Source organism: Enterocloster sp., from assembly GCF_057861365.1.
On the sequence record NZ_DBMACH010000014.1, the window covers coordinates 25,411 to 40,124 of the forward strand.

The following is a 14,714-nucleotide window of genomic DNA, read 5'->3' on the forward strand; positions in this document are numbered from 1 at the left end:
AGGGAGAGAAACATGTTATATATAGGCATTGACCTTGGTACATCAGCAGTGAAACTGCTGCTGATGGATCAGGGCGGAACCATTCATAAAATTGTATCAAAGGAATATCCCCTGTATTTTCCTCATCCCGGCTGGTCCGAGCAGAATCCTCAGGACTGGTTTGAAAAAACTATGGAGGGAATGAAAGAGCTGACAGCAGAGTGTGACAGAACACAGATTGCAGGAATCGGATTTGGCGGCCAGATGCACGGACTGGTGGTTCTGGACGAGATGGATCAGGTGATCCGCCCTGCGATTCTCTGGAATGACGGAAGAACAGCGAAGGAAACAGAGCATCTCAATGAAGTAATCGGAAAAGAAGCATTATCTAAATATACAGCAAATATCGCATTTGCAGGCTTTACCGCACCGAAGCTTCTCTGGATGAAAGCAAATGAGCCGGAAAATTTTTCCCGTATCAGCAAAATTATGCTGCCCAAGGATTATCTGGCATATATGCTTACGGGAATCCATTGTACGGATTATTCTGACGCTTCAGGGATGCTGCTTTTGGATGTGGAGCATAAATGCTGGTCCAGAGAAATGATGGATATTTGCGGAGTGAAAGAAGAACAGCTTCCGCAATTGTTTGAAAGCTATGAAGTGGTTGGTTTATTGAAGAAAGAAATTGCAGACAGGCTGGGGCTTACGGAAGCGGTGAGGGTCGTAGCAGGAGCCGGAGACAATGCAGCGGCTGCTGTGGGGACTGGAACCGTCGGAGAGGGAAAATGCAATATTTCACTTGGAACTTCCGGAACTATTTTCATTTCCAGTAAAAAATTCGGAGTGGATGAACACAATGCACTGCATTCCTTTGCTCATGCAGATGGAAGCTTCCATCTGATGGGATGTATGCTCAGCGCTGCTTCCTGCAATAAGTGGTGGATGGATGAAATTTTAAAGACAACAGAGTATGAAAGAGAGCAGGACAGTATTACAAAACTGGGTGAAAATCATGTTTACTATCTGCCCTATTTGATGGGAGAACGTTCGCCTCACAATGATCCCAAAGCAAGAGCCGCTTTTATCGGAATGACCATGGATACAGCAAGAGAGGACATGACGCAGGCTGTTTTGGAAGGTGTGGCATTTGGACTCAGAGATTCTCTGGAAGTGGCCAGAAGTCTGGGGATTCAGATTGAGCGTACCAAAATCTGCGGCGGCGGGGCAAAGAGTCTGCTGTGGAAGAAAATTATCGCGAATGTAATGAATCTGAAGGTCGATGTGATTGAAAGCGAAGAAGGCCCCGGATATGGGGGCGCTATGCTGGCAGCAGTCGGCTGCGGGGAATTTGAAACGGTGGAAGAAGCGGCAGAGAAGCTGGTGAAGATTGTTGATACCGTTGAGCCGGAGACTGGGTTGGTGGAAAAATACGAAAAGCGGTATCAGGTATTTAAGCAGATTTATCCTGCAATGAAGGGATTGTTTCAGTTGGGGATGTAAAAAGGCCCGCGTTCCGTAAAGAGGGCGTGGAATATCAGGGAGTGAGCATAGGAAGGGGGATGCTCACTCCTTTTTATACTAAGAAGCTATATGAATTCAGGTTAGAAAAACTGCAGTTTTAAATTGGTATTCGGAAAGATATGCAAGTCCCCATTCCTTTTTTACTGTTGATTTTTAAATGTGCTTCCGGGCCGTATTTCATAACCAGACGGCTGTTTACATTAGTAAGACCAATGTTGTCGCTGTCGGGATTGTCTATTCTTTTATAGAGTGCTGTGATTGCCTGGCGGTCCATTCCCACACCTGTGTCAATGACGGAAACGATCAGATGATTTTTTCGTCTTACAATACGAAGCTTGATAAAACCTGAATCATCTAAGGGCTTGATGCCGTGGTACAGGCTGTTTTCAATCAGGGGCTGTAAAATCAGCCGCATTATGGGAAGATTTTCAAGGGTTTCTTCGTATTCATAGTACAAAATATATTTGTCTTCATAGCGGCAGCGTTGAATACTGTCATATTTTTTCAGATAGTCAATCTCATCTTTTAAAGTCACCATAGAATGTGGATTCTGGAGGGAATATTTGAGAATATCTGACAGGGCTTGGATCATCTGATTCATGGCTGTGGGTTGCCCGGTATATTCTAACGCCTTGAAATCCAGAGTTTGCAGGGTGTTAAAGAGAAAATGGGGATTGATCTGCAGCTGAAGTGCCTTCATCTCCGCCAATTTCTGTTTCTGATCCTTTAGGGCCAGCTGATTTTTTAGGAAGGTCTGGTTTAAGAACAGCTGGACAATGTTGTTGAGTACCAGATCATACTCATCTCTGAGAAAGTCAGGTTTTTCCTGGCGGAATACACCGCGCTCTGCATCAGAGAATAGATTTACAAAGTAGTCGATTTGCTGAAAATTTTTTCGTGTGATGGTAAAGGCAATCCATAGGGATACAAAAACCATTGCAGCCAGCACCATGAGCAACTGCAGCAGGAGCGGATAAAAATCGCGATAATAATTGGAGTAGCTGATACAGGCGGCAATATAGGTATCACAGTCTGCTGGTATCATTCGAGTATAGCAGGAACCATTGCTGAAAGGAAACCAGCCTTCAAAGGGGGACAGAGAAACAGAGGAGAGCTTATTTGCAAGAAGGCCGCGATCTTCATGGGTAAACTGTTTTGTTTTCCCTGCTTCTAGGAGAAAATTTCCATTCTGATCCAGGATAAAGAAAGAATCTAACTGGGAACTGGTGGTTATCAGTTGTTTGAGCTGTTCCTCATAAATATTGACCATTACTACGCCGCGAAACATATTTAATTTCTTGAAGTAGGTAAGTACAGGAATCGGTTCTGCATAGGAGTATTGGTGCATCTGTCTGCGTTCCAGCCATTGGTCTTTATCCGAAGAGTCATAGGAATCCTTCCAGCTTAAGTCGGAAAACCGGGATAATTTTACAATTCCTCCTGTGTCTGAGGTAAGAATAGAATCATAATCGTCCAGATAATAATATACGGAGGCAATATAAGGGGCATTGTTGGTGAGCGAGGTAAAATTGGAAAGGATGCTGTTGGTAAGAACTACATCCAGATAATTCGCTTTCTCATGAGAAAGGAAATTTCTCAGGGAAATAGAGAGCCTTGGATTGCGCGCCAGAATATCATACTGGGTAGCGGCAGTATCCATAACCAGAGAATAATTGTCCTTGGCCGCCTGAGCGGAGCGCTTTGCATTGGATTGAATCTCCTGTTTCTTTTCCTGAATGACAAAAAATAAAAAGAAAAGAAAAACCATTAAAAGAGGGAGCGTAATAATGGCAAAATAGTAAAAAAAACAGTTAATAAAATTGCGTTTTCTCATGGGAATCAATGTCCTTTATTTTTCGTTGCGTTTTTCTGTAACTCCGCTGCAGTTACGATATTGTGTAGGAGTCATTTTGAAATACTGGTGGAAGGCTCTGGAGAAATTCTTTGGATTATCATATCCTACTCTGTAAGCAATTTCATACTGCTTGAAATGGATGTCCTTTAACATATTGGCAGCATGTTCCATACGGCTTTTGAGAAGATAATCGGAGAAGCTAAGAGCCGAGTGATCTTTCATCAGCCGAGAAAGATAATTGGGGCTTAGAGATACCAGACGGGCCGCCTGCTCTAAGCTGGCAGTTTGGTATTCCTGATCCAGATAGCTGGTAACAGTGTTGATAATTTTTTCGTAGTAACTTAAATTTTCCTCTTCAGGTTGTGCCAGTCCTTTTTCCATGTCCAGAGTTTCCCGAATTCTGGTGAGGCAGTCAGAGAGATCCTCATATTTCACAGGCTTTAAAAGATAATCGGAAACCCCGTTTTTCATGGCTTGACGGGCATAGTTAAAATCCTGATAACCGCTGAAAAATACCATTTTTACGGGCTTTTTTGGCAGAAGCAACCGGGACAGCTCCAGACCATCCATAATGGGCATCCGTATATCGGAGAGAACCAGATCTACTGGATTTTCCATGGCGAAATCCAAGGCCTCTTTTCCATTAGAACAAACTGCAGCGATTTCAAATCCCAGCTGATTCCATGGGAAGAGATTGGCCAGTCCGCTTCGTATTTTCGCTTCGTCGTCTGCAATGATTACTTGGTACATAGATCGTGTCCTTTCTTAAACAAAATGTGTGTTTTGAAAACAAGCTTTTGAAGGAGCTGTATAGCCGAGGCATTGTGTAATTATATTATATAAAATCTTCACAGAAAAATCATCTGTAAAACATTTTTTGAACCATAGATCGTGGTTCAGGAAGAAAAATCATAGAAAATGATACCGATTAGGATGTTTGGTTAAACAGAGATACCTTTTGTTAAGCTTAGTTTCTTAACAGAAGTGTTTTTTTTATGTACAATAAAGGCAGTCAAATGAGGAAGAGACAAAATGTAAACAAAGCGTGAAAGCAAATATGGGAGGTATGGCAACATGAAACATGGAAAAAAGCTTACAGGTCTTGTGATGGCGGGGATAATGACGGCTGGTGTTCTTACAGGTTGTACCAATGAACCGTCGGCAAACACTGCTTCTGATACCAAAACGGAAGATCAGAGTGCGAAGAGTGAGACTGCTTCTCAAGAGCAGATTACACTGCGTTTTATGTGGTGGGGCGGCGATGAGAGAAATGAGGCAACGCTGGCAGTAATTGACCAGTACCAGAAGCTTCATCCCGAGATCAAAATTGAGGCTGAGATGAACTCAGATCAGGGTTACATTGATAAGGTTTCTACCATGCTGGCAAACGGTACTGCACCGGATATTATGCAGCAGAATGTGGATTCTTTGCCGGATTTTGTGTCAAGAGGTGATTTCTTTGTGGATTTTTATGAGTACAAGGATATTTTTGATACATCCGGTTTTGATAAAAACTTTATTGATCAGTTTGGTACATTTGATGGAAAGCTGTTAGCACTTCCAACCGGTATGTCTTGTCTGGCAACTGTGGCTAACACAGAGGCTGCGGATGTCTGTGGTGTGGATCTGTCAAAACAGATCACATGGGAGAGTATGTTAGAGGACGGCAAGAAGCTTCATGCAGAAAATCCAGAGTACTACTATATGAACGTAGATACCCATATTTTATGTGAGTATGTACTGCGGCCTTATCTTCGTCAGAAAACTGGAAATTCCTTTATTATCGACAGTGAAAAGAAGCTTGGATTTACAAGGGATGAACTCGTAGAGGCTCTTACATACATTAAGGATTGCTATGATTGGGGTGTATTTGAGCCTGCTGAGGACAGTGCTACATTTAAAGGACAGATTCATACGAATCCAAAATGGATGAATGGAAAGTTTGTATTCGGTTATGGTGCATCCTCTAACATTAATTTGCTGATGGATGCTATTTCTGAAGCGGAGTGTACGGTTGTGCAGATGCCAATGGCAGATGACCGCATTAATGATGGTTTCTTTGCAGATACGCCACAGTATATGACCGTAAATAAGAATTCGCCCCATGCAAAAGAGGCCGTGGAATTCTTAAACTACTTCTATAATAATGAAACTGCCCAGGAGACATTAAAGGATGTAAGAAGTATTCCGCCAACTACAACTGGCAGAAGCTTATGTGCAGGTAAGGGGCTGTTAGATGAGACTGTGGTAAAGGCTGTTGATTTGTCTGCAGGATTAAATGGAAAGAGTGACAAGGGGTATACCACAAGTGCCGAGGTTTACGCGATTCAGGAGGAAATAGTAGAAAGCATTGCTTACGGACAGAGCACTCCTGAAGAGGCAGCTGATAATGCCATTGAACTCTTAAATGATTATCTGAGTGCTTTGGATTAACAGTAAAAAGCAGCAACGGAAATATGAGATAAAAAGGATCTGCAGGCGGCTCGGGTATCATTCCCGGGCCGTTTCAGGGATAAGGAGGACAAGATGGCAAAAAAAGGCGCAAAGTCAGGATCCATGCACGGAGGCTGGACCAAACGGAATAAGATTGGATTCATGTATGTGAGTATCTGGATATTCGGATTTCTGTTATTCCAGCTGTATCCATTTATTTGCTCCCTGGTGTATTCATTTACAGATTATGATATTTTCAGCAAGCCGGAATTTGTGGGATTTGCTAATTATATAAAGCTTTTTACGAAAGATAAGGAATTTTGGAATTCACTAATTGTTACTTTGAAATATACGTTCATTACAGTACCTGGAAAGGTTGTACTTGCTCTGATCATTGCAGTAATCTTAAATAAAAATTTAAAGGGGATTAATTTTATTCGTACAGTATATTATATTCCGTCCCTGCTCAGCGGTTCCGTAGCTGTGGCAATTTTGTGGAAGGTGCTGTTTATGAACGATGGTTTTGTAAATAGTCTTCTGGGCTGTTTTAATATTGAACCAGTGAAATGGCTGGGGACACCAGATATGGCGTTAGTTACCATATGTATGCTGGAGATCTGGCAGTTCGGTTCCTCCATGGTATTGTTTCTTTCAGCCTTAAAACAGGTTCCGCAGTCACTTTACGAGGCTGCCAGAATTGATGGGGCATCCAAACCGAGAATGTTTTTCAAGATCACCCTCCCTATGATTACCTCCATCGCATTTTTCAATATTATTATGCAGCTGATTACTGCCCTGCAGAATTTCACCTCTGCTTTTGTAGTTACGAACGGAGGACCAAACAAAGGTACCTACGTTCTGGGTATGAAGTTGTATACAGATGCTTTTAAATATTTCAAGATGGGATATGCATGTGCCACTTCCTGGATTCTGTTCATTGTGATCCTGATCATGACGGCAGTGCTGTTTGCTACTTCAAAGAAGTGGGTTTATTATGATAATTAGGAGGAAGCCATGAGAGAGAAAAGAATAAAAAATGGGTTTACCTACACCTTTCTGGCTATCGGCGGTGTAGCTATGCTCTTTCCGGTTATATGGATGTTTTTTGCCTGTTTTAAGACAAACAATGAAATTTTTGGAAGTCTGCGCCTTCTGCCAGAGAGCTGGGTGATTGAAGCATTTGTGAAAGGATGGAAGACAACGGGAACTTATACCTATGCTCAGTATTTTATCAATACGTTTGCTTTGGTGGTTCCTACAACCTTTTTGACTTTGGTATCCTGTTCTATTGTGGCTTATGGTTTTGCACGTTTCGATTTTCCAGGAAACAAGGCGCTGTTTATGGTGCTGATAGCAACTCTGATGCTGCCAAATGCTGTTATTATCATTCCGCGCTATGCCTTGTTTAACAAGCTGGGCTGGCTGGATTCCTATATGACCTTTTATGCTCCCGCAGCAGTAGCATGCTATCCGTTTTTTGTGTTTATGATGGTGCAGTTTTTAAGAGGACTTCCCAGAGATCTGGATGAATCTGCTTATATTGACGGCTGTGGTCCTTTCCAGTGTTTTATGAAGATTCTTCTTCCATTGTTAAAGCCGGCCCTGTTTTCAGCAGGACTGTTCCAGTTCCTTTGGACATGGAATGATTTCTTCAATACCAATATTTATATTAATACTGTATCCAAGTTTCCACTGTCTCTGGCTCTTAGAGTCAGCATTGACGTAACATCCAATATTCAGTGGAACCAGGTTATGGCCATGGCGCTGGTATCTGTAATTCCGTTGATCATTCTGTTTTTTGCAGCCCAGAAGTATTTTGTAGAGGGAATTGCTACTTCTGGTCTGAAAGGGTAAAGGAGGAAATTGAATATGCAGCAATATCAGAATCCAATTTTATATGCTGATTATTCTGATCCGGATGTAATTCGGGTCGGAGAAGACTATTATATGGTGTCATCTTCATTTACCTACCTTCCAGGAGTGCCTTTGCTGCATTCAAAGGATCTGGTACATTGGGAGCTGATTAACCATTGTGTTTCCTCACTTCCTTTTGAAAAATATGATTTTCCTTCTCATGGATCAGGTACATGGGCATCTTCGATCCGGTACCATGAGGGAACTTTCTTCGTATTCATTCCTTTAGTAGATGAGGGCATTCTGGTAGCCCGTTCCAGAGATCCCTATGGGGAATTTGAACTGAATCTTCTGTGTAAGTCTAAGGGATGGATCGATCCATGTCCGTTCTGGGATGAAGATGGGAAGGCATATATGGTTTTTGCCTATGCTAAAAGCCGTTGTGGAATGAAACACCGCCTCTCTATGGTGGAAATAGATCCCAACTGCCGTGGTTTGCTTTCTGAACCAAAACTGATTTTCGACGGAGAACAGATAGCTCCTACCACAGAGGGGCCGAAGATGTATAAAAAAAATGGATATTATTATATTCTTATGCCTTCCGGCGGAGTGGAAGATGGATGGCAGTCTTGCCTTCGTTCTCGTTCCGTTTATGGACCGTATGAGTACAAAATTGTAATGCATCAGGGAAATTCAGCAGTTAATGGCCCTCATCAGGGCGGATGGGTTACTTCCTCAGATGGACGAGACTGGTTTATTCATTTTCAGGATGTGATCGAACTGGGACGCATCGTTCATCTTCAGCCTATGTGTTTTGCAGATGGATGGCCGTTCATTGGTCAGGATCAAAATGGGGATGGAATTGGGGAACCAGTGGAAAGCTGGTATATGCCAGAAGAGGATATGCCGTCATATGCCATTGCCCAGTCGGATGATTTTGAGGAAAAACATCTGGGACTTCAATGGCAGTGGCAGGCTAATCCAAACAGTGCTTACTATTCACTGACGGACCGACCAGGTTATTTAAGGCTTTTTTGCTGGAAAAATCCGGAGCGGGAGAATTATTTGTGGTACGCGCCCAATGTGTTGACTCAGATCCCACAGAAAAAAGAGCTGACCATGACAGTTAAGATGGAGCTTACAGGGAAAGAAGCGGGAGACTTCGGTGGGATAGGAGTGGAAGGACATATCTATGGATATGCCGGACTCTACAGCACAGGAGAGAAGATGGAGATTCGCTGTTATAGGGGAATTGTTACAGAAAAAATGTTCCATGGAGAGGCAGAAGAGAGGCTTGTGTTCTCCAGTAAACTGGAAGGAAATGTATTATGGCTTTCCATGAGTTTATCAGACGATAAAACCTACAAATTTTCGTATTCCACGGATGGTGTGCATTTTACACAGATTCAAGAGAAATTTCCGCTGAGCCGGGCTACCTGGACGGGGGCAAAGCTTTGCCTGTGGTCCTGTTCCAAAGAAAATAAGAACTCAGAGGGATATTGTGATTATGAGTATGTGACGATTGTCTGATATATGAATTTCAAAAACTGGAAACTGAAAGTTTGCTGTGTTTTGCGGCGGTTTTCATTGATTGGTTTTATTTGAGCAGCTTCGGTTATAATGTTACCTTATCAGGAACAACGTTATAACCGAAGCTGCAGTTTTTTAGTATTTTGTAGTACTCATGTTTTTTTGCAGCATTTTCTTTGATGCAGAGTCTGGCTGAGAAATGGTAAGCGTTGTATTTATGAAAACAGGGATTTAAACCAATATGAAAAACCAGAATATTGAAATATTGCAATCTTTTATAGGGAATGGTAAGATATATTTAAAATAGATGCAGGCAAATGAAAATTAGCGAAAGGGTAATCAAAAAAATAAGAGCTTTCGATGACAAAAATCATCGAAAACCCTTGATTTTAAAGGAAAAATCGGAGTAACAGGATTTGAACCTGCGACCTCTCGGCCCCCAGCCGAGCGCGCTACCAAGCTACGCCATACTCCGTGTCGAACGAACTATTGTAGTATAGCATATATTTTTCATTTTGAAAAGTATTTTTACGAAAAAATATGTTTTTTATGAAATACATTGCTGGATAAAACTGGCTTAGGACAGGAAAGGACAGAGAAAATGGACAGAATGAGAAAACGGATCGTTAGTTTTGATCTGGATATGACCCTTTTGGATCATAAGACATGGAAAATTACAGAAAGCGCTCTTAAGGCGCTGGAAATTTTGAGAAAAGATAATGTGATCGTGATTGCCAGCGGACGAAATATGGATCTGCCCCTGAGTGTTGGGTACAGGGATCAGCTCCAGCCGGATGCGGTAATCCATATGAACGGCACCCGTGTAGTTGCGGAAGGGAAGACATTGTATGAGCATACTATGGACAAGAAGCTTTTGAAACGTCTGCTGGCATTTGGGAAGGAGCGAGGGATTGCTCTTGGCGTAACGATGGAGAATGGGGATTATTATACTGCGCCCGAGGAGGTAGAGCGGATTGATGTGCTGCGCTGGGGAGAAACCAGCCGCCATTTTGAGGATCCTATGAAGCTTTTGGAGCTTCCGGTGCGGACATTGGCCTATATAGGAGGCCCGGATCGCGTGAGAGAGCTTGAGGAGCATTTTCCGGAATGTAAGTTTTTCATGTTTGCAGGAAAAACCGGGGCAGATGTAGTGGAAAATGAGGCGTCCAAGGCAGAGGGGTTAAAGCGCCTCTGTGAGTATTACGGAATGGATCTGTCACAAACAGTGGCTTTTGGGGATAGTATGAATGATTTTGAGATTGTTTCCAGGGCGGGAATCGGGATTGCCATGGGTAATTCCGTGGAGGAACTGAAGGCGGCTGCCGATTATGTGACAGATCCCATTGACCGGGACGGGGTATGGAATGCCTGCCGGCATTTTGGATGGATATGAGGAGGAATGAGATGGCAAAACAGTTTGACGTAATAGTAATCGGCGCCGGGCCGGGAGGCTATACAGGCGCCCTTAAGGCAGCGGAGTTTGGACTTAAGGTGGCTGTGATTGAGACGAAGAAAATAGGCGGTACCTGTGTAAACAGGGGATGTATTCCAACCAAAGCGCTTTTGTATGCTTCCGGTATGTTCCGGATGATGCAGAACTGTGATGAATTTGGCGTGTCTACCGATTTTATTTCCTTTGATTTTCAAAAAATGCAGTCTTACAAAAAGAAGGCAGTGGACCGGTACAGAGGAAGTGTAGAGGGACTGTTTGAGAAGAATCATGTGGAGGTAATATACGGAAAAGGCACACTGCGCCGGGGACGTACGGTGGAGGTAGAGCTGGCAGAGGGAGGCCGGGAATTTTTTGAGGGTAAGACGGTGATCCTGGCAGCGGGAGCGGTTCCGATGATGAATGAGATTCCTGGAGCAGATCTTCCTGGAGTGTGGAACAGCGACCGGCTTCTGGCGGCTAAAAGCTGGAATTTCGATCGGCTGACCATCATGGGAGGCGGAGTGATCGCTGTGGAATTTGCCACCCTGTTTAACAATCTCTGTTCCAATGTAACCATTGTGGAGAAGAAAAAGCATCTCATGGCCCCTATGGATGATGTGATGTCAACGGCTCTTGAGCGTGTGTTGCGCAGGAAAGGAATCCAGGTTTACTGCGATTCTACTGTTACGGAGCTGTCACAGGGGGAAAATGGCTTAAACTGCGTCATTACCCCCAACAAAGGAGGTGAACCCATCCGGACCAGAGCAGGTCAGGTTTTGATGGCCATTGGCCGTAAACCGAATGTACAGGGGCTTTGCGGACCGGATGTGAGCCTTGAGATGAAAAATGGGAAAATTGCGGTTTCACCGGGGTTTGAGACAAGTGAACCCGGTGTTTATGCCATCGGAGATGTGTGTGCAGATATTCAGCTGGCCCATGTAGCGGCAGCCCAGGGTACATATGTGGTGGAAAAAATTGCCGGCCGTCCTCATACTATACGGCTTCAGTCAGTACCCAGCGGTATGTATGTTTCCCTTCCCATTGTGCCTAACTGTATTTATACGGATCCGGAGATTGCTACCGTTGGCCTTACGGAGGAGGAAGCGGGCCTGCGGGGGCTTAAGGTGCGATGTGGTCATTTTTCCATGGAGGAAAATGGACGTTCCATTATCTCAGGGGAACAGGACGGCTTTATCCGGCTGGTGTTTGAAGCCTACAGCAATACCATTGTAGGAGCACAGATGATGTGCCCCAGGGCAACGGATATGATTGGGGAAATTGCCACTGCAATCGCAAATGGACTGACAGCAGAGCAGATGTCATTTGCAATGCGGGCCCAACCGACGTATAATGAAGGCATAGGTGCAGCCATTGAGGATGCGCTGAGAAAGGCTTAAGGAAAGAGACAGGAGGAAAAAGGATGCATATAACAGATGAAAGAATCCAGAGCTTAAGAGAGAAAATGAAGGAATACCGGATGGATGCCTATCTGGTGCCTACGGCTGATTTCCATGAATCCGAGTATGTGGGAGAATATTTCAAATGCAGAAAATATCTTACCGGATTTACCGGATCAGCAGGTACAGCGGTAATTACCATGAACGAGGCATGTCTGTGGGTGGACGGAAGATACTTTGTTCAGGCTGCCGCAGAATTAAAAGGCAGCTGTGTAAAAATGATGAAAATGGGGCAGGAGGGCGTTCCGTCTGTACAGGAATATCTGGAGGAAAATGTACCGGAGGGCGGCTGTCTGGGCTTTGACGGAAGGGTAGTAAATTCACTTACCGGTTTAAGCCTGGAGAAAAATTTAAGGGAAAAGAGTGCCCGTATTGCCTGCACAGAGGATTTGGTGGGAATGATCTGGCAGGAGCGCCCGGAGCTTTCAAGTGAACCGGCCTGGATTCTGGAGGAAAAGTATGCTGGAAAGCCTGCGGCAGATAAGATTGCAGATGTAAGAGCCGCTATGAAAAAGGTTCATGCCACAGTTCATGTACTTACGGCTCTGGATGATATTGCCTGGCTGTTAAATATCAGGGGAAATGATATTTCCTACAATCCGGTGGTTCTTTCCTATGTGATGATTACTATGGATGAGGTGCGTCTTTTCATCAATGAGGCTGTTCTTAATGATGAGATTTGTGGATACTTGGAGTCTATGGGTGTTGTGATTCTTCCATATAATGATATCTATAAGGAAGCAGGAACGCTTCAGGGAGAAAAGGTGCTGTTTGAGCGGGAGAAGGGAAATTATGCCCTGTATCAGGCTATGGCAGCGCAGAATGAGATCATTGACCGGATGAACCCTACGTCAGAGGCAAAGGCCAAAAAGAATCCGGTGGAAGTGGAGAATGAGAAGAAGGCCCATATTAAGGACGGCATTGCAGTAACCAGGTTTATGTACTGGCTAAAGCATCAGATTGGAAAAGAAACCATTACAGAGATGAGTGCGTCTGAAAAGCTGGAGGGCTTCAGAAAGGAGCAGGAGGGATATATTGAGCCCAGCTTCAATACCATTTCTGCCTACGGCCCCAATGCGGCCATGTGCCATTATTCCGCTACAGAGGAAAGCAATGCAGTTTTAGATGCAAAAAGCTTTTATCTGGTGGATTCCGGCGGCCAGTACTATGAGGGAACCACAGACATCACAAGAACCATTGCACTGGGAGAACTGACAGCAGAAGAAAAGGAGCATTTTACCCTGGTTCTCATCAGTATGCTCCGCCTTCAGGCAGTACGGTTTTTATACGGCTGCAGAGGCTTAAGCCTGGATTATGTGGCAAGAGAGCCATTCTGGAGCAGGGGACTGAATTTTGACCACGGAACCGGACATGGTGTGGGATATCTTTCAAGTGTCCATGAGCGCCCCAACGGAATCCGTTTCAAAATGGTTCCGGAGCGCTGTGACAACGGAATATTGGAGGAGGGAATGATTACCTCGGACGAGCCGGGACTGTATATCGAAGGAAAGCATGGAATCCGTACGGAAAATCTGATTCTCTGCAAAAAGGATGAGAAGAATGAATACGGTCAGTTTATGAAATTTGAATTCCTGACCTTTGTCCCTATTGATGTGGACGCAGTGGACAAGAACCTGATGACAGAGCGGGATGTGGAGCTGTTTAATGCATATCATAAAGAGGTTTATGAGAAGATCAGTCCGTATCTGGAAGGGGACGAGAAGGAGTGGCTTAAGAAGGTAACGGCTGCGATTTAATACAGGAGGAATAGAGATTTGGAAGCATCTTCCATATTTTCGGAGCATTTTGTAATGTAACTGTGTAAATAGAAAGAGACGTCGTTTCACGCTGTTTAGGCGAGGAATGCGTCTCTTTTTTATGGATAACAGACTTATTTTACATCCGGAAGGTCTACCAGAGTATAGTCGTGATGGATGGCAGGCAGAATTTTTGTAATCAGATCTTGTGTTTTTAGTTTAAGGCTGGAGGTGTTAATACAGGGGTGACAGCCGATAAAAGCATGATTTTCTATTACGTCCCGGTCAATGAGAAGGCGGATCTTATTTTCGGCATCATTCATAAGCCCCAGAACCGTAACCGAACCGGGAGTCAGATCCATCAGCTGTTCCATAAATTCCGGTTCTCCAAAGGACAGGCGGGCGCTTCCAATCTGCTTGGACAGGGCGGCTGTCTTAAACTTTTTCTCACCGGGAAGGAGAAGAAGATAAAAGGCAGTTTTCTGGGCATTGCGCAGAAACAGGTTTTTGCACATGGGGGTTCCCAGAATTTCATCCACCTGTCTGCAGGCTTCAATGGTGGGAAGGGCGTCGTGATCTACACGCTCGTAGGAAATATGCAGGGAATCCAGAAGGTCATAGGTTCTCAGTTCCTTGGGAAGGCGTCCGGAGGAATCGGCGGGGCGTCCGGCATAGATGGTGGGATCAATATGGTAAGATAACGGTGGTTGTAATTGGTTTGTCATAGGAATACCTCGTATTTTTGCAGTGTCTGTGCGGCAGAATTAAATGCAGTGAAGGAATAACCGTGCGGTTGGGGCAGCTGTCGGATATACAGCGGTTTTGTTACACATTATAAGGAATCTGTGATAAAATGTCGATAGCAGATAAGAAAGAATATAATAGATTTATGA

11 protein-coding genes and 1 tRNA gene are annotated in these 14,714 nt (G+C 44.0%); 8 read left to right on the forward strand and 4 right to left on the reverse strand.

Going from position 1 to position 14,714, the window contains the following annotated elements; genetic code table 11:
* The first annotated feature begins 12 nt into the window (after positions 1-12).
* The gene (gene xylB, locus ACZM6M_RS13550) at positions 13-1,482 is read left to right on the forward strand and encodes a xylulokinase (RefSeq protein ID WP_178274527.1); all 1,470 of its coding nucleotides are present in this window, start codon (positions 13-15) and stop codon (positions 1,480-1,482) included.
* 118 nt (positions 1,483-1,600) lie between these two features.
* Here the strand turns inward: xylB and ACZM6M_RS13555 are convergent, their stop codons facing one another.
* Together ACZM6M_RS13555 and ACZM6M_RS13560 are read right to left on the reverse strand one after the other, a co-directional pair.
* Positions 1,601-3,337 (reverse strand): sensor histidine kinase, encoded by a 1,737-nt coding sequence (locus ACZM6M_RS13555; RefSeq protein ID WP_066545369.1) that lies wholly within the window; start codon positions 3,335-3,337, stop codon positions 1,601-1,603.
* Positions 3,338-3,352: 15 nt separating this feature from the next.
* Positions 3,353-4,108, reverse strand: a complete 756-nt coding sequence (locus ACZM6M_RS13560; protein WP_178274525.1) for a response regulator — start codon at positions 4,106-4,108, stop codon at positions 3,353-3,355.
* Positions 4,109-4,432: 324 nt separating this feature from the next.
* Here ACZM6M_RS13560 and ACZM6M_RS13565 point away from each other — a divergent pair, with 324 nt between their 5' ends.
* The 4 genes from ACZM6M_RS13565 to ACZM6M_RS13580 all read left to right on the forward strand — a co-directional run bounded on the left by ACZM6M_RS13565 (position 4,433) and on the right by ACZM6M_RS13580 (position 9,175).
* Entirely contained in the window at positions 4,433-5,791 is a 1,359-nt protein-coding gene (locus tag ACZM6M_RS13565; protein ID WP_418926861.1) for an ABC transporter substrate-binding protein, read from the forward strand.
* Between the two features lie 93 nt (positions 5,792-5,884).
* Complete coding sequence (locus tag ACZM6M_RS13570) at positions 5,885-6,796, forward strand: carbohydrate ABC transporter permease (RefSeq protein ID WP_066545375.1); 912 nt, start codon at positions 5,885-5,887, stop codon at positions 6,794-6,796.
* Positions 6,797-6,805: 9 nt separating this feature from the next.
* The gene (locus tag ACZM6M_RS13575) at positions 6,806-7,645 is read left to right on the forward strand and encodes a carbohydrate ABC transporter permease (protein ID WP_337434137.1); all 840 of its coding nucleotides are present in this window, start codon (positions 6,806-6,808) and stop codon (positions 7,643-7,645) included.
* A 15-nt stretch (positions 7,646-7,660) separates the two neighbouring features.
* Positions 7,661-9,175 carry a glycoside hydrolase family 43 protein gene (locus ACZM6M_RS13580; RefSeq protein ID WP_066545377.1) on the forward strand — a complete coding sequence of 505 codons (1,515 nt, stop codon included), beginning with the start codon at positions 7,661-7,663 and terminating at the stop codon, positions 9,173-9,175.
* Between the two features lie 401 nt (positions 9,176-9,576).
* On the opposite strand, the gene ACZM6M_RS13585 is transcribed toward ACZM6M_RS13580, so the two are convergent.
* A tRNA-Pro gene (locus ACZM6M_RS13585) sits at positions 9,577-9,650 on the reverse strand.
* 126 nt (positions 9,651-9,776) lie between these two features.
* On the opposite strand from ACZM6M_RS13585, the gene ACZM6M_RS13590 reads away from it, so the two are divergent.
* From ACZM6M_RS13590 to ACZM6M_RS13600, 3 genes are read left to right on the forward strand one after another with little or no spacing between them, the layout of a single operon-like run.
* Positions 9,777-10,568, forward strand: a complete 792-nt coding sequence (locus ACZM6M_RS13590) for a Cof-type HAD-IIB family hydrolase (RefSeq protein ID WP_320966726.1) — start codon at positions 9,777-9,779, stop codon at positions 10,566-10,568.
* Positions 10,569-10,579: 11 nt separating this feature from the next.
* Complete coding sequence (gene lpdA, locus ACZM6M_RS13595; protein ID WP_418762198.1) at positions 10,580-12,004, forward strand: dihydrolipoyl dehydrogenase; 1,425 nt, start codon at positions 10,580-10,582, stop codon at positions 12,002-12,004.
* 23 nt (positions 12,005-12,027) lie between these two features.
* The gene (locus tag ACZM6M_RS13600) at positions 12,028-13,821 is read left to right on the forward strand and encodes an aminopeptidase P family protein (RefSeq protein WP_489490488.1); all 1,794 of its coding nucleotides are present in this window, start codon (positions 12,028-12,030) and stop codon (positions 13,819-13,821) included.
* Between the two features lie 134 nt (positions 13,822-13,955).
* On the opposite strand, the gene ACZM6M_RS13605 is transcribed toward ACZM6M_RS13600, so the two are convergent.
* Complete coding sequence (locus ACZM6M_RS13605; RefSeq protein WP_066545383.1) at positions 13,956-14,546, reverse strand: prolyl-tRNA synthetase associated domain-containing protein; 591 nt, start codon at positions 14,544-14,546, stop codon at positions 13,956-13,958.
* Positions 14,547-14,714 lie beyond the last annotated feature (168 nt).

What these genes read in the sequence shown, in the direction of transcription:
- ACZM6M_RS13590 (WP_320966726.1), top strand. Translation starts at nt 9,777, where the DNA reads ATGGACAGAATGAGAAAACGGATCGTTAGTTTTGATCTGGATATGACC.
- ACZM6M_RS13555 (WP_066545369.1), bottom strand. Translation starts at nt 3,337, where the DNA reads ATGAGAAAACGCAATTTTATTAACTGTTTTTTTTACTATTTTGCCATT.
- ACZM6M_RS13570 (WP_066545375.1), top strand. Translation starts at nt 5,885, where the DNA reads ATGGCAAAAAAAGGCGCAAAGTCAGGATCCATGCACGGAGGCTGGACC.
- ACZM6M_RS13575 (WP_337434137.1), top strand. Translation starts at nt 6,806, where the DNA reads ATGAGAGAGAAAAGAATAAAAAATGGGTTTACCTACACCTTTCTGGCT.
- ACZM6M_RS13565 (WP_418926861.1), top strand. Translation starts at nt 4,433, where the DNA reads ATGAAACATGGAAAAAAGCTTACAGGTCTTGTGATGGCGGGGATAATG.
- ACZM6M_RS13600 (WP_489490488.1), top strand. Translation starts at nt 12,028, where the DNA reads ATGCATATAACAGATGAAAGAATCCAGAGCTTAAGAGAGAAAATGAAG.
- xylB (WP_178274527.1), top strand. Translation starts at nt 13, where the DNA reads ATGTTATATATAGGCATTGACCTTGGTACATCAGCAGTGAAACTGCTG.
- ACZM6M_RS13560 (WP_178274525.1), bottom strand. Translation starts at nt 4,108, where the DNA reads ATGTACCAAGTAATCATTGCAGACGACGAAGCGAAAATACGAAGCGGA.
- ACZM6M_RS13580 (WP_066545377.1), top strand. Translation starts at nt 7,661, where the DNA reads ATGCAGCAATATCAGAATCCAATTTTATATGCTGATTATTCTGATCCG.
- lpdA (WP_418762198.1), top strand. Translation starts at nt 10,580, where the DNA reads ATGGCAAAACAGTTTGACGTAATAGTAATCGGCGCCGGGCCGGGAGGC.
- ACZM6M_RS13605 (WP_066545383.1), bottom strand. Translation starts at nt 14,546, where the DNA reads ATGACAAACCAATTACAACCACCGTTATCTTACCATATTGATCCCACC.